Here is an 18153-nt window from a genome sequence, read left to right as displayed (position 1 = left end):
GCGGATTGACGCAGCTCAGTCGTCATCCAGATCGAGCTGGGCGACGCCGTCGTCGTAGTTCTTATGCAGGGTGTCCAGAACCTGGTCGGGGCTCTTGGTGCCGTTGACCAGCTCCTGGAAGGCGGCCGGCATGGCGTCGGTCAGGTTGGGCGCGGGGTAGTCGGGATAGTAGCTCATCCGGCTGGCGTCCGAGGCTTTGGTGTATTCGTTGACCAGGTCACGGCTCTTGGGGTTGGTGATGGCGTCCGTATCGGCCGCCACCGGCACGCCGCCCTTGTTGCCGATGTAGTTCTGAACCTCTTTGGACAGGACCACATTGATATAGCGGGCTGCGGCATCCTTGCGCCGTGACTTCTGCGGGATGACCAGCAGGTTGCCCGCGCAGCCCTCGACCATCTTGGCCCCTGGGAAGATGGATGCCGTCCAGTCGAAGGCCTTCACCTGCTCCATGAAGCGGGTCTGGTTCCAGGTGCCGGTCTGGTAGATGGGATAGGTCCCCTTGATGAATGCCGTGGTCGTATCCTCGGCCTTCATACCGGTGGCGTTCTTGGAAATGTATCCCTTGTCGATCCAGTCACGGATGGTATTGGTGGCGAAGGTCAGCGGCTTGCTGCGCCAGTTGACTGGATGCTTGTAGAGCTGCCAATCGTCGACGAATCGGGCATCAGCCTTGGTCATGGCCAGCTGCCACCAGAGCCAAAGCACACCGTATTCTTGGGCATCGGCCGCTATGGGCGTGACCCCGTGGCTTTTAAAAGCCTTGAGGGCTGCCACGAACTGGTCGAAAGTACGAGGGATGGGGATTTTGTACTTATCAAAAAGGTCCTTGTTGTAGTAGACGCGCTGCATCTCCGCGTAGGAGGAAACCCCGTACCAGGTGTTCCCATCCATGACGCCGCGCTTATCGTACTTGCCCACTGCCGCCGCCTGGCCGCGTACCTTTTTGTCCCAGCCGTACTTCTGTACATAGGGTTTCAGGTCGGTCAGCAGCTGCAGGGTGGACAGAACCCCGGCCGAGCCGTTGCCGCGATTGGACTCCATGACGTCCGGGGCGTCGTCCGAATTAAGGAACTGGCTGCCGTTCTGGGCAATCTGAGTGAAAGACTTGACCTCGAAATCCACCTTGATGCCGGTCTGGCGGGTAAAGATATCGGCAGCCTTCAGCCAGCCCCGGGCCTGACCGCTGCTGGGCTCCTCGTAGTACCAGATCTTGATGCTGGACGGATGGGCTTCCTGGGGAGCATCGCCCCCCGATCCGCAGGCCGCCAGCGGCAGGATCGACATGGCCAAGGCCAAGGCCGCTCCGATCCCTCTTCTGATCTTCATGATGGCTCCTAACTTCCTTGCATCCTTGCATCCATCTACTGCGATTCAACGTGTCGAAAGGTTTCGACTTCGCGCGGATTGCAGGGCACTGACCATCTCCGTCGATGCACCCGAGATGTCGAATCGTTTCGACTCAGTATAGAAGCCGGCCATGGGTCATGTCAACAAGGCACGCAGAAGAAGATTGCCCAAAATCAAAAATTCCTCCCCCTTGCCCGATGGTTTCGGACAAGCGGGAGGGGATTGGAAGTGCAGCGGTCAGGGGCGCCGCATACCCTCGGGGCTGGTCACCTTCGACTCGACGAGATCCGGCGGATGGTCTTGTTTCTGGCCACATAGGTGACGAAGGCCAGGCCGTAGGCGATCAGCGAAAGCCAATCCGCCGTGGCCAAGGAAAAGACCATGCAGAAGATCATCCAGTACTGCACCCCCCGAATAATCGTCGAGGGCCGCATGGCCCGCAGAGCCACGATGAAGGAGACCGCCCCAAGAATGAGCAGTAGAAAACCGTAGGATTGGGCCACGGTTGCCGCGCCGTTGACTGTGGCCATGTCGTCGGCCAGACGTCCGGCACGGCCAAGGATGGCATAGCCCTCGTCCTTGAACCAGGGCGAGTAGATGAACATGGTGACCGAGGCCATGATCACGTTGATGGCTGCCGCCACCAGGAGGATGATCTTCTCGGTCCTTCTGCTCGCTACGTCCTTGCCCGCCAGATGATTGCTACGGTTTTCCTTTGCCATTGTTGCCACCTTCACTGTTTCAGCCCTTGAGGCCCGAGGTGATGTTCAGCGACTGCAGGAAGTAGCGCTGGGCGAACACGAAGAGCAGCAGGGTGGGAATAATGGCCAGGCAGGTGGCCGCGCAAAGCGTGCCCATCTGGTTGTATTGCATCATCTGATTGCCCAGCAGCTGCAGGCCGGCCGTGACCGGGGTCTTCTTAATGTCGTTGAAGACCAGGGTGGGCCAGAGGAAGTCGTTCCATGCTCCAGTGAAGGCGAACAGGAAGATCACGATCAGGATTGGTCGGATGGAAGGCAGCATGATGCTGCGGAAGATGCGGAAGTCGCCGGCGCCGTCAATCTCGGCAGCCTCGTCGATCTCCTTGGGGATCCCCTTCATGAAGTTGCGCACCAGGAAGATATTCGCCACGTTCCCCAAGCCGGGGATGATGCAGGACCAGTATGAGTTGATCCAGCCGAAAGTGGCCACGATGCGGTATGAGGGAATCATGTTGACCACACCCGGGAACATCGAAATGAGCAGGAGGACGAAGAAGAGCGTGTCCCTGCCCTTGAAGTTGATTCGGGAGTAGCCGTACCCGGCCAGAGCCACCACGCAGACCGCCAGGATGCCATGGGACAGCGAGATGACCAGCGAGTTGCCCAGCCAGTTGAAGACAGGGTAGGAGGCCGAGGCCTGCAGCAGGGTCAGATAGTTGACGGTGACCCAGTGCGCAGGCAGGAAGTTGTAGGCGTTCTTCAGGAACTCCTGGGGTGACTTGAACGATGTCGTGATGGTATAGACCACAGGAATGATCCAGACCACAGCCAGGACGATCAGCACCGCATAGATGGCCACCAGCGAAGGCTTGAGCACCTTGTGGTGGTTTTCGGGCACGTTCTCGCCGCCGGGAACCGTTGCGCTGGGGCCAGGAGCCTTGAGCCCCTTGCCCAGGGATGCCATATCAAGGGTTGCCGAACTCATGTCAGTCCTCCTTGTTCATGAAGAATATCTGGACCAGGGAGATCAGCATGAGGATGATCCCCAGCAGCAGGGCCATTGCCGAGGCCATGCCAGCAGCCGAAGGCCCCTGCGGGAAGGCCAGGTTCCTGATGTCCATCAGCAGCACCTGCGAAGTATAGGCAGGACCGCCGCCGGTCAGCATTTGAGGCTGACCCCAGACATTGAAGGCACCACCCGTGGTCATGATGGTCGTATAGAAGAGCGGCAGCTTGATGGCTGGCAGGGTGATGCTGAAGAACTGCCGGATGGGTCCGGCCCCGTCCACCGAGGCCGCCTCGTACAGATCCTGGCTTACCCCGGACAGGGCCGACCGATAAATGATCAGGTTGCCACCGATGCCTCCCCAGAGACTGAGGACGAAGATGGCGATCCAGGCCCAGGGCTGCTTGCCCAGCCAATTGATGTCCCACCGGAAAGTGGTATTGAGCAGGCCGAACTGGGAGTTGAAGACCAGCCGCCAGACCAGGGCTCCTGCCGCCACGGAGATCAGACCGGGCACATAGAAGATGGCCTGGAAGAGCCCCACTCCCTTCAGGTGCTTGGTCTGCAGGGCGCAGGCCAGCAGCAGGGGGACGACGATGGTCAGGGGCACACTGATCAGCACGAAGATGATCGTGTGCCACATGTCCCTCCAGAAAATGGAGTAGAAGTAGGTGGACTTGTCAAAGATCAGCTTGAAGTTGTCCAGCCCGACCCAGGTGGGGGAACCGACCAGGTTCCACCTGGTGAAGGCCAGGTAGATGCCGAAGAAGATCGGGATGACGCCGAAGATGGCGAAGACCACCATGTGCGGGGCGATGTAGGGGAAGGCATGCCAGAAGGACTTCTGTCCCAGCGGACGGCGCTTGCCCCGTCCATCCATGACTGCGGTTGTGCCGTGCGCGCTCATGATTGCTCCTGAATCTGGATCTGGCCCTGAGTCATCAGATCAAGCGTCTTCAGACCTTCCTCCAGGGAGATGTTCCGATAGACGATGTCCATGAAGGATCCCCACCCGGCTGTGGCATAGCCGCCATAGATGTAGTTGGATGTCTTTATCCATTGCCGTTCACGCTTGTCATTGGTGAAGGAGGCCTGGATGAGCTTCTGGTATTCCGGGTTGTTCAGGTCACGGTAGGCCGGAGAGATGGACCCTACGTCCGACCACATCATCCAATTCCTGTAGACGAAGTCCACAAAGTCGGCGGCCGCTTTGACCTTGGCCTCGGGCCGGTTCTTGTCCTTGAGCTGGAGCCAGTTCTGCTGGTACAGGAAGTTGGAAGGATGCTCGGTACCGTACTGGAGGGTGTTGATCTCGCCAACCTTGTCCTTGCCCAGGGTGGAGGACATGTTGCCCTGCGCCCAGGTGCCCAGCATGCCGAAGACCGCATGCCCAGAGGCGAAGACCTGCTCACCGTCGCTGTCGATGGGCGAGAGCATGCCCTGGTCGTTGAGATCACGCAGAGCCTTGAGAGGCTTGCGCCAGCCCGGACCGGTCATATCCTTGACGCCATCCTCGATGTTGGTGCCAGTACTGTAGAGCAGGGACATCATGGCCCAGGGCAGGTTGCCCAGGCAGAGCCCGTAGACGTCCTTGGGCAGCTTGCCCTTCATGGAGGCGATCTCATCAGTGGTGACTAGCCGGTCGTCCAGGATATAGTCCAGCCCGTACTTGTGGATCAGATCCTTGTTGTAATAGATGGCCATCTGGAACATGTACAGGGGGATGCCGTAGGACTTCCCCTTGACGACGGTGTTCTGCCAGGCCTGCGGCAGGAAGCTCGACTCCTTGAGCTCCGGGTGGTATTTGGTCCACACCGAGGAGGGGTTGAGCAGCCCCTGGCTCTGCAGAACCGAAGTGGAGAACGAATCGTTGATGACCAGATCGGGGATGTTCTTCCCGGTCTGCATGACGCTGTAGATCTTGGTGGTCAGATCTCCGCCGTTCATGGGCTGGAAGACCACCTTATACTCGGGGCTCTGTGCATTGAAGGCCTTGATGATTTTCTGCATGGCCGGACCGTCATCGCCGGTCAAACCATTCCAGAAGTAGATCTGCTTGGCGGATTGATCGCCGCCGCCACAGCCTGCGGTCGAGACCACCATGCCGCATATGGCCGCCAGGCTCAGCAACAGCCTGAGCCAACGTCGCGCAAATAAGGGCATGTGGGTTCCACCTCCCCCGTGTCTTTCTTCCTTGAAGACACTCACAATCCCTCTTGCTCCTCTCGATGGGACCGGCGCACCCGTATGCCGGCAACCCTGCATCGCTTTTCAGAACCCGTCGGCCCCTAGGCATCAAGCATCGACACCCAGCGAGCCGGACCGACCGGTTCATATTAATTTGCAACGTTGCAAATTTAGGGTAACACGTCTTCTGCTATTGAACAAAATCGTCGTTCCATATCAGAACCAGCCAGGCAGGTCTTGGGCACAGGCATTGCTGAAACCAGAGCCAATCTCCCGGCTGACAGGTAGACTTGGGACATTATGGCAGCATTTTCATCTTTGACCGATCGGCTCTCCCAGGCCTTCACCCATCTGCGCTCCAAGGGGAAGCTGACCGAGGCCGACATCGACGGCACAATCCGCGAGATCCGCCGCGCCCTTCTGGATGCCGATGTCTCCCTGGATGTGGTGCGCTCCTTCACCGGACGCATCCGGGAACGCGCCTTGGGCGAGGAGGTCTCCAAGGCTCTGAACCCGGCCCAGCAGGTGGTCTCCATCGTCTACGACGAACTGACCAGTATCCTGGGCGCGGGAGTGGATCGACCGCTTAATTTCGCCAAGAATCCACCCACAGTCATCATGCTGGCCGGCCTGCAGGGTGCAGGCAAGACCACACTGGCCGGCAAGCTGGGCTACTGGCTCAAGGACGCCGGCCACACCCCCCTGCTTGTGGCGGCCGACCTGCAGCGGCCTAATGCGGTCACCCAGCTCCAGGTGGTCGGCGAGCGCGCCGAAGTGCCGGTATACGCACCCGAGCCAGGCGTGCAGACCGAAGGATCCGAGCTGGCGGCCCCGGGGCAGATCACAGGCGATCCCGTCAAGGTCGCGGCCGACTCGATCAGGGTGGCCAAGGACAAGCTCTACGACGTGGTCATTATTGATACGGCCGGTCGACTGGGCGTGGATCAAGAGCTGATGGAGCAGGCCCGCAATATCCGCGATGCCGTCCACCCCGATGAGATCCTCTTCGTCATCGATGCCATGATCGGCCAGGACGCGGTCGCCACAGCCAAGGCCTTCGACCAGGGCGTGGACTTCACCGGTGTGGTGCTGTCCAAGCTGGACGGCGATGCCCGCGGCGGCGCGGCCCTGTCGGTGACTTCGGTGACCGGCAAGCCCATCCTCTTCGACTCCAACGGCGAGGGTCTCAAGGACTTCGAGGTCTTCCACCCCGATCGTATGGCCTCCCGCATTCTGGACATGGGCGACATCCTGACCCTGATCGAGCAGGCCCAGCGCCAGTTCGACGAGGAGGAAGCCCGCAAGGCCGCCGGGAAGATGTCCGAGGGCAGCTTCGGCCTGGATGACTTTTTGGAGCAGCTCCAGCAGGTCCGCAAGCTGGGTTCCTTCAAGAGCATCCTGGGGATGATCCCGGGCATGGCCCAGCACCGCAAAGAGCTGGAGCAGTTCGACGAAAAAGAGGTGGACCGGACCCAGGCCATCATCCAATCGATGACCCCCCAGGAACGACGCGACCCCAGCATCATCGACGGCTCACGACGGGCCCGGATCGCCTATGGCGCCGGCACTACGGTCTCTGCAGTCAACGGCCTGCTACAGCGGTTCGAGCAGGCTGCCAAGATGATGAAGCGGATGACCAATGGCAGCCGCTCGATCCCCGGCATGGGCGGCATGGGCGCTGGCGGCGGTAAGAAGGGCAAAAAAGGCAAGAAAGGCCGCAAGGGTTCCCGCTCAGGCAATCCCATGAAGCGGGAGGCCGAAGAGAAGGCTTTACGCGAGCGCCTGTCGGGCAAGGGCAAATCCTCCGGCGGTTCGGCCTTCGCCAAGCGCCCCGAAACGCCGCAGATGCCCGAGGGCCTGCCGGACCTGCCCCCCAACCTTGGCGGCGGACTGGGCGGTCTCTTCGGCGGCCGATAACCCCCTCCCTCCTGCAGGAGACAATGGCACGTGAACACCCTTCTCTGGATTCTCCTGGGGCTCATCGCCTTATGGATTACCCTGCGCTTCCTGCCCGCCGGGGCTGACTGGCACCGCCCCTTGGTAGAGCTGATCGCCCTGATCGACCTGCTGACCGCTCCTCTGTTGGCCATACTGATATGGACGGTCGTCGCGGGCGCCTGGCCCCAATGCCTGCTGGCGCTGATTGAACTTACTCTGGTCAGCTGCCAGCGCCTGCGCTACCGACTACCTCCAGCAGACCGGGCCGGTCAATCATCTCCTGGCCATGGACTGAGCGTCATGACTCTGAACTGCCGCTTCGGCAGGGCCGATCCTGAGGAAATCGTACGTTGCGTGCGCGCCTACGGAGTAGAGGTTCTGGCCCTGCAAGAGGTAAAGGAGAAGCTGCTGGAATCACTTCAGGCTGCAGGCCTGAATCAGCTCCTACCCTATCTGACACAGGGGACTGCGGGCCCTGACGACAACGGCGGCTACAACGTTATCTTCTCGGCCCATCAACCCGTCAAAGCCTCCCCGTCGGCCCTGGACCTTCCGGCGGCGGCAGTACCCCTGGTCGAGCTCAAGACCAGCTCTGGACCGATCCGAGTGGCCAGCGTCCATCCCAAATCACCCCAACGAGGCGCCAGACAGTGGGGCATGGGCATCGCTGCCCTGGCCAGGCTGACTCATCCGACTGTGCCCACCATCGTCATGGGCGATTGCAACGCCACCCTGCAGCATCCGACCTTCCGCGCTATGCTGGCCGAATCCGGGCTACATGACGCTTCTTTGCACCTGAAAGCCGGCAGCCACCTGACTTTCCCCTCCGCAAGCGTGCTACCCCCGTTGATCGAAATCGACCATATTCTGACGGACGGCAACCTGGACCCACAATCCATGCATGCCCTCCGAATTTCAGGCAGCGACCACCGAGCTCTAGTGGCCCGTCTGACTCTGCCGCGCCAGCTTTGAACACCATACAGGTTTCCCACCCGCCATATCCCAAGGTTGAGGTATACTTTTGCTGTTATTCATGTCCGGAGGAGCCCTCTCATTCCGACGGCCGTGAGGAACACGCCAGGAGCGCCACCATGCCCCACATGGAGACGCCGCCGGGCATACCAAGTACCAAGGAGAGCCGTTTTGGCAACCAGAATTCGTCTGAAGAGAATGGGCAAGAAGTTCTATCCCTTCTACCGCGTGGTCGTGGTCGATTCCCGCAAGAAGCGCGATGGCAAGGTCATTGAGGAGATCGGCACCTACGATCCCAACACCCAGCCCTCTTCAATCAAGATCGACTCCGAGCGCGCCCAGTACTGGCTGGGTGTGGGCGCTCAGCCCAGCGACCCCGTCTTCAACCTCCTGAAGATCACCGGCGACTGGCAGAAGTTCAAGGATCTGCCCGGCAAGGAAGGCACCCTTAAGGTGCCACAGGCCGAGGTCGACGCCCAGGCCCGCATCGAGCAGGCACAGAACGAAGCTCAGAAGCTCAAGGCCGCTAAGTCCGAGGCTGATGCCAAGGCCAAGGCCGAGGCGGAGAAGGAAGCCCCCAAGGCCGATGAGTCGGCAGATGCCGCCCAGGCCGAGCAGGCAGCTGAGTAAGGCACACTCACTAAAGATTGGAAGGACCGGCTATCATGCTTGCACAGGCCGTTGAGCACCTGATCAGGAACATCGTGGACTTTCCCGATGACGTGTCGGTCAAGTCTCACGAGAACTCTCGCGGAGAGTTGTTGCGGGTGCGTGTCAACCCCGAGGACATCGGCCGCGTGATCGGCAGGGGCGGCAGGACCGCCAACGCCATCCGCACCGTGATCCAGGCTCTGGCCGACCACAAGGTGCGCGTCGACATCATGGACGTACGCCGGTGAGCCCCAGCCGGTCCACCAATCACGACCCGCAGGGTCCGGACCCTCAGCAGCGAAGGTTGCTGAGGGTCTGCCGTATCGGCCGCGCCCAGGGACTCAAGGGCGAGGTCAACGTATATGTCTACACCGACGAGCCTGAGCGGCGCTTCGCCCCCGGCTCCCAGTTGCAGACCAAGGACGGACAGTTTTTCACGGTGGTTTCCTCCCGTCGCTTCAAACAGCGTTGGATCGTCCTCTTCAAAGGAGTGGAAGACAGGAACGCCTCCGAAGCGTTGAATGGCATCGAACTGTATGTCCAGGCTGATCCAGCCGAGGAGCTGGCGCAGGAGGACGCCTGGTATCCCGAGGATCTGATTGGACTCGAGGTTCGCATGGCCCCGGGCAACTCACTAGGTGAACCGTCCGGACGAGTGGTCGGCCAAGTCAGCGATGTACTGGATGGTGTAGCCCAGCAGCAGCTGCAGATCCACATGACCACCGCAGAAAACGACGAGGAAACGGAGGGGCTGATACCCTTCGTCGAAGCCTTGGTACCCCAGGTTGACATTGAAAACGGGTATGTGGCCATCGATCCACCTGGAGGGCTTCTGCCTGGCTTGGGCTGAACCCGTCTTTGAGCAAAACCGCAAGTGGGGAGTCAGCATCTTTCTTCAAGCCACTGACTCCCCACTTGCGGGAAATGCGCCTGCATAAGCAGGAAATGTTACGGAGCTACATGTCTTCAACCACCAGATATGTCATATCCAGGGGACCATGCACGCCCACCACGATCACCATCTCGATATCGCCCGTGTTGGAGGGGCCGGTGATGAAGTTGATGTTGGAGGTCTTGAGCTCACCTGAGACCAGGGCTGGGTCATAGTAGTCCATGGCCTGCCGGGTTCGGGGCAGGATCTTCGACTTGCGAATGATGCTCAGATAGTGCACCGGCAGGAAGTGGAAGGCACGACCCTGACCAGGAGTGGTAGCCACGGTGATGGTGCCCGACTCGGCCAGGAGGAAGTCCGCAAAGGCGATGGCCGTACCGGACTCGTCGGCGGTCTTGATGTTCTCCTCGCGGCTGGCTCCCGGCTTCCAGAAAGTGGCGGGCGGGTTCAGGCTGTCCCTCCACTCCTCCAGCCCGAAGTCTGCGAACAGGTCGGAGGTGGGCAGCATCACATGGTCGCTGTCTTCCTTGCGTGAATCGATGAACTCGTCCAATGCAGTGGGAAGCTCAGCCTTGGTGCATGTGCGGAAGTCCACATGGACGGCCTCGCTGCTCTTTCGGGCGATCTCCAGGAGCTCGTCCTGGGTATGACCCGACAGGGTGGTCTCCGGCAAATCGTTGACCGGCACCAGAGGATGATCCTTGAGCTGGTGACGGGGCCGACCGCTCTTCTTGGCCAGGTAATCCAGGAATACCTCACGATCGGTCATGCCTGCTGCTCCTTCTTATGATGAGCGAACCAACTGCGGAAGTTCTCCCCGTGCTTGGGCGGATCCGGCAGATCACGTACCTTGGTCCATCCGCCGAAGACGAAGGGCATCCATTCCACATGCCGATCACTGGCGAAGAGGTTCTTGGCCGTCTCCGGCTGCTTCTTGGATATGGGGGTCAGCATGGTGTGGTCCACACCCAGGGCAGTGCGGAAGAGCGAGGAATGGCCGGTTCCCAGACCCATGACCCTCATGACCGTGTCATCGATCAGATTGGCCTTGGACTGGTCATCCATCATGATCCTCCTGTGTTCAATCATGAGCTGATGCAGGGGGATCTTGACCGGGCAGGTGGCTGTGCATGCTGCGCACAGGCTGCAGGCGTAAGGCAGGTCTCCGAAGTCGTCGTAGCCGCCGTCCAGCACCGGCGAGAGCACCGAACCCACGGGACCGGGATAGATGGATCCGTAGCCGTGACCGCCGATGTGCCGGTAAATGGGGCAGACGTTCAGGCAGGAGGCGCAGCGGATGCACTGGAGGATGGGCTCGAAGACCGTTCCCAGAGCGTTTGAGCGGCCGTTGTCCAAAATGACCACATAGAAATCGTCCGGTCCGTCCGACTCCTGACCGGTGCGCGGCGCAGTGTAGGTCAGGTAGGATGTCAGCTTCTGGCCGACAGCGGAACGGGCCAGCATGTTGTCCATGGTCTCGGCCTCTTTCATGGTCGGCACCAGACGCTCCATGCCCATGACCACCACCTGGGTCTTGGGGATGCACATGGCCAGGTCGGCGTTGCCCTCGTTGGTCACCAGGTTGATCATGCCCGTGTCGGCTACGGCGAAGTTGCAACCGGTGATGCCCATGTCGGCCTCGAGGAAGTGCTTGCGCAGAACCTTGCGGGAGAACCGAGCCATGTGCTGAGGGTCGTTGTCGCCCTTGTAACCCAGCTTCTTCTCGAAAACCTGCCGAACCTGTTCGCGGTTCTTGTGCAGGGCGGGGAAGACCAGATGCGTGGGCTGGTCCCAATCATCCTCCTCCAGGATGAACTCGGCCAGATCGGTTTCCAGCACTTCCAGGCCGGGCACAGTCATCAGCGTGGGATCCAGGTTGATCTCGCTGGTCACCATGGACTTGCTCTTGACGACGTGCTTGGCCTTCTTTTCGATGGCGATCTGCTTGATGTACTGGGCGGCTTCGTCGTCGGTCTGGGCGAAGAAGACATGGCCGCCGCGCTTCTCCACGTTGTCGGCGAACTCCTCCAGATAGTCAGGCAGGTAGCGGATGACGTGCTGGCGAATCTGCTCGCCAAGGTCGCGCCACTGTTCCCAGTTGCCCAGTTCCTGACGGGCGGCCTCCCGCTTGACCCACTGTGCATCCTGGGCCTTGGCCACGGCCTGTTGGGCGAATTTGTCCTGCTCGGACTCTTTGACCCTGGTCAGGAAGGGAGCCTTGCTGGTCCGCAGATATTGCGCGGCTTTCTTGCCATTGACCATGCTGCTCATACCAGAGCCCCCTCTTCCTTGGCAGCCCTGACGGAACCCACTGCCCCATCGCCAGCAGAGCGGCCTTCCACATACTTGACGCGGCTCATATCCACGTTGTGATTGAGCACCTCAGCCAGGTGCATGATGGTGATCTTCTCGCCGCGCCGGTTGAAGCGACCGCCGATGTTCATCAGGCAGCCCGGATCGCAGGAGATGAGAACGCTGGCCTTGGTGCTGAGCACGTCGTTCACCTTCTCGTCCACCATCTGCTTGGAGATCTCAGGCTCCTTCATGGAGAACATGCCGCCGAACCCGCAGCAGTTCTCAATGTGGGGCAGGGGGACCATGGTCAGTCCCTTGACATGGTCCAGCAGGACGAAGGGGCTGGTCCGCTCCCCCAGCAGCCGGGTCATGTGGCAGGAGCGGTGGTAGGTGGCTACAGCATCGAGTTCGGCGCCGGCATCCAGCACACCCAGCACCCGATAGAGGAACTGCGAGAACTCATAGGTCTTGTCGGCCATGGTCTGGGCCTTGGCTGCATAGACAGGGTCGGCCCGCAAATGGAAGGGCAGCTCCTTGAGCATATTCACGCAGGAGCCTGCCGGACCCACGATATAGTCGGCATCCACGCTCAGCAGGGCATCGACCTCATTGCGCATGACCTGCATGCTCTCCTTGACATACCCGCTGTTGAAGGTGGGTTGGGCGCAGCAGATCTGCTCCTTGGGAAGATAGGTGTCGCAGCCGAACCGCTCCAGCACCTCCACCATGGCCTTCCCCACGTTCGGAAACATGAGGTCCACCACGCAGGTGGAGAATATAACTACTTTCATTACCGCACCTCTCTACAACCTTGCACGCCAGGTCCGAACCATCTCTGGATTGCGGAGAAACCCAACATCACCTGAACCCCTAATCCTTCCAACACATCGCTGCCTTGCGACCACCACGCTCATGCGGGCATCGATGCGCAATCCTTGAAAGGACCCATCATCATCATGGTCTGGACCTGGAATCCGCGCCGTCGAAAATCGCCCACCCTCAGCTTTTGAACGTGTGAGATTTACCACATATATCTTACCACGACGGTCTGGGGATCTTTGGCATGTCAAGGATGAGAGGTGACTGGTCGATTCGCTACAGTGGATTCAGACCCTGCGCGGCCATCCTCGTGAAAGGGGCAATCGGCGTATGTCCAACCACCTGCAACTCCTCCTGCTCTATGCACCCGCCATCATCTTCGGCCTGCTCTTCCTCTGGGACCTGCACAAGGAGCCACGGCAGTTCCGCAATGCCATCTGGTTGCTGTTCCTGCTGCTGACCCTGGGCGGAGCGCTTCTTCTGCAGTTCGGCATGCGCTGGCTGATCCTGCCCCTGGTCATCCTGCTCATCGCCGCTCCCTTGCTGGTGATTTGCTTCCTGCTGGCCAACACGGTCATCGTCATCCGACACGAGGGGGTCTCCCTGACCACTCTGCTGCCCGGCCTGCTTGCACTGGCCGTGGTGGCCTACATGCTTCTTTCACCCCTCTTGGCCGGGTTTGGCGCACCCTCATGGCTGCAGAAGCTGGCCGGGCTGATCGACCTGGAAGCCACCTGGTTCTTCTTCTCCTTCCTAGCCTTGCTGCTCTATTCCAACTTTTACAGGATGCTGCCCCGCAAACGCCGCTACGACTACATCATCATCCACGGAGCCGGCCTGCGCGGTGAAGAGCCCACACCTCTGCTCCGGGGGCGGCTGGACAAGGCTGTGGACCTCTGGAAACGACAGGGACGAAACGGGCGCTTCGTGGTCTCAGGTGGGCAGGGGCCCGACGAGGCCATCAGCGAGGCCAGGGCCATGGCACAGTATTTGCGCAGCTCCTGCGGGGTGCCAGCCGAAGCCATCATCATGGAGGACAGGTCGACCACAACCTTGGAGAACCTGCGCTACTCCAAGCAGATACTGGACGACCGCTACGAGATGGGCACCGGGCCTGAGCATTACCGGGTAGCCCTGGTCACCAGCGACTACCACGTCTTCCGGGCCAGCGAATACGCCAGCAAGGTCGGGCTAAATGCCGATGGAATCGGCTCACACACCAAGGGCTACTACTGGCCGACCGCCTTCATCCGGGAGTTCGTGGCCATCACCCGCATGCACTGGTGGCCCTACCTGGTCCTTGCACTGGGCTGGGTCGTCTGGGTCGGTATCTCATTGCTGAATTAAAACCACTGCCTTCCAGAAGGAATCAGAGGTCATACAACCTGAACCCCACCCTTATCCTGACTGGCCAGGCTATGTTCTAGGAACCAGGCCACCAGAAGGATGACCAGGACGATGAGAAAGACGAAAACGAAAGCCCAAACGGCTCCGAACTGGAAGGCCTGAGCGCCGGCATGAATCCCTCTGGCCTTGGGCATGCCAGTGATGATGGCTGCCAGGACGCCGGTCGAGGCGGCACCTGAATACTGCTGAAGAGTGTTGAAGAGCGCATTACCGTCGGGCACCAGTTTGGCTGGGATATGCTGCAGTCCAACCGTGAGCAGGTTGTTGAAGACGCAGGCCTGACCGACCATGTAGCAGGCATAGAGGAGAACCATCAGCGGAACGGATAAGTGTCGGCTGAGGACCAGGAAGCCTAAGGCCGAGAGGAAGAAGGCGGTGCTTCCCACCGCGAGCAGTCCACGCAGGCCATGGCCATCCAGATAGCCGCCTGTGACGGGCTGGCAGAGCGCGGAGAGCAGGCTCCCCGGCAGCAGAAGGAGGCCAGACACGGTAGAGGTCTCACCCAGTACGGACTGGGCCATGTTGGGCAGGATGAACGTCAGGCCGATCTGAACAAACTGGACCAGGAAGTAGAGGATCAAGGCAAGGGTGAAAGTACCGTTCCGGAAGACCGCAATGTTGATCAGCCTGGTGCGCTGGTGCGTAAGAGTCCAGACGCCTGCAACAAGTGCCAGAACCCCAATGAACAAGGACAGCCAAGTGACAGGGCCATGCACATCCAAGGTGCTCAGTCCTATGGTCAGACCGGTCAGAAAGACACCCAGAAAAAGGAACTGGAGCCAGGCGAAAGCACCGACATGGGCCGTCTCCCTGTCTACTGAGATGAAGGCGATAATCCCGAATACCAGCTCGATGGGCAGCACGATCAGGAAGATGGCCCGCCAGGATAAGGCTTGGATAACGGCTCCGCCAAAGGTCGGACCCAAGGAGGGTGCCAGTGCCACCGCCATGCCAGCGCTGCCCACGTAACGGCCCTGGATGTGAAGGGGAACCTTTTTCATGATCAGAGAGAACACCAAGGGAAGAGCAATACCAGTGCTGATGCCCTGCAGGAGGCGTCCCGCCATAAGGACGGGAAAGCATGGAGCAAGGATGCACATCAGGTCGCTGCCCAGGAATATTCCCACGCTGGCGAGGATCAATGCGCGGGTCGTGAATGAATGCTCCAGCCAGGCGGCGGCTAGAACCGTCAAGGCTACCACCAGCAGATAGCCGGTAGTCAGCCATTGAACTGTGCCCAGCCCGGTTTTGAAGTACTGGGTCATCTCCGGAAAAGTGACGTTGAGCGAGGTCTCCAAAAGGACCCCGCAGAAGGCGAGCCCGGCTGTACCGGCAATCAGCAGTTTTGTTCTTTTATCAACATGGTCGACCATGGACCGTCCGCTCCTCACGCATCAGACTGTTCGCATAGCCATCTCCACGGATCCGTACGGCATGGCATCATCCGGTGCCGCCCTCATTGCAGTTTGCGCAACGGTTATAGCTCTCTGGCTGCGTTGATGACATCTTCCAAGGTGGCGCCGGGCTAACAGCCGCATGCTGCGACGAGCCGGTGCACCTCCATAACCTTTGAAGACCCAGCTAGTGTAGCACCTGCAGGCGTACCAATCAGCGCTCACTCTGGACCTGAACAGGCTTGGATAGAGTTGGTGACATCGAGATTTGCTGTTAACGCTGATGTGTCTCCTGCAACTCACGTTCAACATCGATCAGGCCAGGCTACCCCTCCGTTGGTTTTTAACTTTGCCACGACTTCGATGATCCTGGACAAGTCTAGCCCTCGCTGTTCCGGTCATACTTTCCTGTTCTGTCAACAAAGAACCCACTGAGCTTCTTTTTTTGACTTGACATTACCGGCATGTAAGTCATTTCCGAATATCTTGCTGACGAATATGGCCTTTATGGAGATGCTTCTATAGCCGCTTTGTCTATCTCATGATCGTCCAGCTCGCCGCCTTTTCCGTCAGCCTGTTGTCACACCAATCGTTCGCCAGTTCGAAGGGAACACCAAGGAATCCCTCAATCCCATCCCTGGGCACCGTGGAACGACCAGTGTCGTCCAGTCCGCCGAACGCACGGCCGAGCATTTGAGCAAGACGTACCGGATGCTCCGCCTTGACCTCCACGGGCTCATGCCTTATCCAATGACGCTGCGCCATGCGAACGTACAGGGATTTGTATTTGTCGCCATCGATCAGACCCAGATCGAAGGCTCTGCGCACGGCTGCACCAATGGAAATTCCCCATCCGGACTTTACGTACAGGTAGTCCTCCAGCATCATGCTCGGGCTGATGATCGCTCGCGCGTCGGACTCAGGAAAAAGGAATTCGCCAGCAAACTCGTTAGCCTCCCTCTCCATCAAGGACACATCCTTGGGACGGCGGTACCGGTGCAGAACCAGATGCCCTAGCTCATGAGCAATAGTGAATCTGAGCCGGTCACCAGGCTTGTTTTCGGGAAAATAGCCTATAAGGGCCTTGTCTGGGTAAGTAACTCCATCACTGACCGAATCAGCTACCTTCGTCGTCAGCGGTGCAATGATAACTCCCTTGCGTTCCACGCTTCGTATCATGTTACGCACTGCTCCCTTGGAAGGCAGCCCCAGTATCGCGCGCACGTTTGCCGCAATGCGGCGGACTCCCTGTGCCTGAGGGTCCAAGGTCGGTGCAATCTCATCTAGCCAGGATGCCGTCTTATCTGGCACATTTGACATCGAACTGACCCTGGAGACCATGTCTGCCAACATCTCGAACTCCGCGCAGATGCGATTGCTGAGATTCCTGGTGATTGTTTTCTTGCGACGAAAAGCGAGGCGATTCCAGTCAAGACCTGGATCGCGCAGCATGAAGAAAGACAGAGGAAGGCTGGTTGCGTAGGCTATCTTTTCGACGCTCGATTCCGTAAGATGCGCGGTCGGACTGCCAACCAGCATGCCGATGTAGGTCGGGGTCATGCCAGAACGCTCGGCAAGCTCTTTTTTGGTCCAACCCCGATACTTCCGTGCAAGCTCAATGCGCGTGGGGTTGAAGTCATTCATCGGACCGTCTCTTCCCTTTCTTCTTCGACAATTGTATTTGAGCGTGGGACCAACAGCTCATTTTCCTCATCATCACCGTTGAACGCCATACCGTTGAAACCTTCACCCATCTGAAGAACCATGAGGGCAATGCAGGGAGCCCCCTTAGGAAAACGGCCGGTACCAGTAGGCTGGTAGGCGGAACAATGGAAAATGCCGTTTGCTTCGGTCCAAACCAAGACAATTTCCGAGTCACTCAGCGGCTTCTTGCCTGAAAGCTCCTGGTCGAGCATAGCTGGTTGCACCCATGCCTCCCTACGCCGTAAGTTCGGTCCAGCGGGAGGAACACTTCCCTCGAATTTGAACTTCTTGAGGAATCGAAGCCTGAGGCCTGAACCGATATTGCGCAGATGAAGGCAGGAGGTGGACTTCGTAAGTTGCCAGCCGTCGATTGGCTCATCTGCGATTTCTGCGCGGAGCGTCGCATTGAAGTTGTCCGCATAGAGCTTCGGATACTTAATTCGAGGAGTGCCAAGCGCGTTCATGGCCGACAGTGAGCGAAGCCTGGCCTGCGGCAACAATGTTGGAAGGGCATCATTGATTGGCGTGAGGTTCTGACGAATGAGCTCAAGTTTTTCCAAGGAGTCTCCTTAAAACGCGCGTTCATGTTTGATATTTGGAGCATTGTTTTATTTTACTATTTGAGTTTGAGTTTACTACCGCAAAATTAATCTATCAAGTCAGAATAGATGCAGATTTGCTTTGTCTTTTCACCGTCAATGTTGTCATGAATCTTCATGACGACAAATACCAGGAGACGATATAGCCCACTGAGCTGACCATCTCCGAACAGTTGCTGCACAGCAGCCATCAATCTGACAGACTCGGTGGAAACGAATTTCGCCATCGTGGTGAACCTTT

General features: G+C 59.0%; 18 protein-coding genes. 6 read left to right on the top strand and 12 right to left on the bottom strand.

Translation table 11 applies throughout. The features are described 5' to 3' along the window. Positions 1-15 precede the first annotated feature (15 nt). From ACVWNW_RS06415 to ACVWNW_RS06395, 5 genes are all read right to left on the bottom strand, one after another. Complete coding sequence (locus ACVWNW_RS06415) at positions 16-1326, bottom strand: ABC transporter substrate-binding protein (protein ID WP_144178072.1); 1311 nt, start codon at positions 1324-1326, stop codon at positions 16-18. A gap of 287 nt (positions 1327-1613) precedes the next feature. Continuing rightward, positions 1614-2069, bottom strand: coding sequence for a hypothetical protein (locus ACVWNW_RS06410; protein ID WP_261254046.1), 456 nt, complete (start codon positions 2067-2069; stop codon positions 1614-1616). A gap of 19 nt (positions 2070-2088) precedes the next feature. Continuing rightward, positions 2089-3033, bottom strand: a complete 945-nt coding sequence (locus ACVWNW_RS06405; protein ID WP_232339503.1) for a carbohydrate ABC transporter permease — start codon at positions 3031-3033, stop codon at positions 2089-2091. Between the two features lies 1 nt (position 3034). Further along, entirely contained in the window at positions 3035-3961 is a 927-nt protein-coding gene (locus ACVWNW_RS06400) for a carbohydrate ABC transporter permease (protein ID WP_232348751.1), read from the bottom strand. Beyond that, positions 3958-5217 (bottom strand): ABC transporter substrate-binding protein, encoded by a 1260-nt coding sequence (locus tag ACVWNW_RS06395; RefSeq protein WP_454481775.1) that lies wholly within the window; start codon positions 5215-5217, stop codon positions 3958-3960. Before ACVWNW_RS06395 ends, ACVWNW_RS06400 begins: the two co-directional genes overlap by 4 nt. Before the next feature lie 324 nt (positions 5218-5541). On the opposite strand from ACVWNW_RS06395, the gene ffh reads away from it, so the two are divergent. From ffh to rimM, 5 genes are all read left to right on the top strand, one after another. Beyond that, positions 5542-7158 carry a signal recognition particle protein gene (gene ffh, locus ACVWNW_RS06390; RefSeq protein WP_454481773.1) on the top strand — a complete coding sequence of 539 codons (1617 nt, stop codon included), beginning with the start codon at positions 5542-5544 and terminating at the stop codon, positions 7156-7158. A 30-nt stretch (positions 7159-7188) separates the two neighbouring features. Beyond that, positions 7189-8151, top strand: coding sequence for an endonuclease/exonuclease/phosphatase family protein (locus tag ACVWNW_RS06385; RefSeq protein WP_198207434.1), 963 nt, complete (start codon positions 7189-7191; stop codon positions 8149-8151). A 171-nt stretch (positions 8152-8322) separates the two neighbouring features. After that, on the top strand, positions 8323-8781 hold the full coding sequence (rpsP, locus tag ACVWNW_RS06380) for a 30S ribosomal protein S16 (protein WP_029677710.1): 459 nt from the start codon (positions 8323-8325) through the stop codon (positions 8779-8781). Between the two features lie 35 nt (positions 8782-8816). Then, positions 8817-9050: an RNA-binding protein gene (locus ACVWNW_RS06375; protein WP_015021362.1), complete on the top strand. Its 234-nt coding sequence runs from the start codon at positions 8817-8819 to the stop codon at positions 9048-9050. Next, a complete protein-coding gene (gene rimM, locus ACVWNW_RS06370) occupies positions 9047-9652 on the top strand; it encodes a ribosome maturation factor RimM (protein ID WP_046322447.1) in 606 nt (201 codons plus the stop codon). Before ACVWNW_RS06375 ends, rimM begins: the two co-directional genes overlap by 4 nt. 106 nt (positions 9653-9758) lie before the next feature. Here the strand turns inward: rimM and ACVWNW_RS06365 are convergent, their stop codons facing one another. Genes ACVWNW_RS06365 through ACVWNW_RS06355 form a run of 3 tightly spaced genes read right to left on the bottom strand, consistent with a single transcriptional unit; the run spans position 9759 to position 12780 of the window. Continuing rightward, on the bottom strand, positions 9759-10463 hold the full coding sequence (locus tag ACVWNW_RS06365; RefSeq protein WP_454481769.1) for a LutC/YkgG family protein: 705 nt from the start codon (positions 10461-10463) through the stop codon (positions 9759-9761). Then, positions 10460-11965 carry a LutB/LldF family L-lactate oxidation iron-sulfur protein gene (locus ACVWNW_RS06360; RefSeq protein WP_121912588.1) on the bottom strand — a complete coding sequence of 502 codons (1506 nt, stop codon included), beginning with the start codon at positions 11963-11965 and terminating at the stop codon, positions 10460-10462. The genes ACVWNW_RS06365 and ACVWNW_RS06360 overlap by 4 nt, the downstream gene beginning before the upstream one ends. Then, positions 11962-12780: a (Fe-S)-binding protein gene (locus tag ACVWNW_RS06355; protein ID WP_211120060.1), complete on the bottom strand. Its 819-nt coding sequence runs from the start codon at positions 12778-12780 to the stop codon at positions 11962-11964. Before ACVWNW_RS06355 ends, ACVWNW_RS06360 begins: the two co-directional genes overlap by 4 nt. A 358-nt stretch (positions 12781-13138) precedes the next feature. Here ACVWNW_RS06355 and ACVWNW_RS06350 point away from each other — a divergent pair, with 358 nt between their 5' ends. Continuing rightward, positions 13139-14155, top strand: a complete 1017-nt coding sequence (locus ACVWNW_RS06350) for a YdcF family protein (protein ID WP_454481766.1) — start codon at positions 13139-13141, stop codon at positions 14153-14155. Between the two features lie 29 nt (positions 14156-14184). Here the strand turns inward: ACVWNW_RS06350 and ACVWNW_RS06345 are convergent, their stop codons facing one another. The 4 genes from ACVWNW_RS06345 to ACVWNW_RS06330 form a co-directional block, all read right to left on the bottom strand. After that, positions 14185-15588, bottom strand: a complete 1404-nt coding sequence (locus ACVWNW_RS06345; protein ID WP_454481764.1) for an MFS transporter — start codon at positions 15586-15588, stop codon at positions 14185-14187. A 555-nt stretch (positions 15589-16143) separates the two neighbouring features. Then, a complete protein-coding gene (locus ACVWNW_RS06340) occupies positions 16144-17253 on the bottom strand; it encodes a helix-turn-helix domain-containing protein (protein ID WP_454481762.1) in 1110 nt (369 codons plus the stop codon). Then, positions 17250-17873, bottom strand: a complete 624-nt coding sequence (locus ACVWNW_RS06335) for a hypothetical protein (RefSeq protein ID WP_454481760.1) — start codon at positions 17871-17873, stop codon at positions 17250-17252. The genes ACVWNW_RS06340 and ACVWNW_RS06335 overlap by 4 nt, the downstream gene beginning before the upstream one ends. Positions 17874-17959: 86 nt before the next feature. After that, entirely contained in the window at positions 17960-18139 is a 180-nt protein-coding gene (locus tag ACVWNW_RS06330; protein WP_461196344.1) for a hypothetical protein, read from the bottom strand. Positions 18140-18153: the final 14 nt, after the last annotated feature.

Source organism: Bifidobacterium sp. JNUCC 75 (assembly GCF_054819865.1).
The sequence above is the reverse complement of the archived record's forward strand: the minus strand, read 5'-3'. Positions and strand labels throughout refer to the sequence as shown.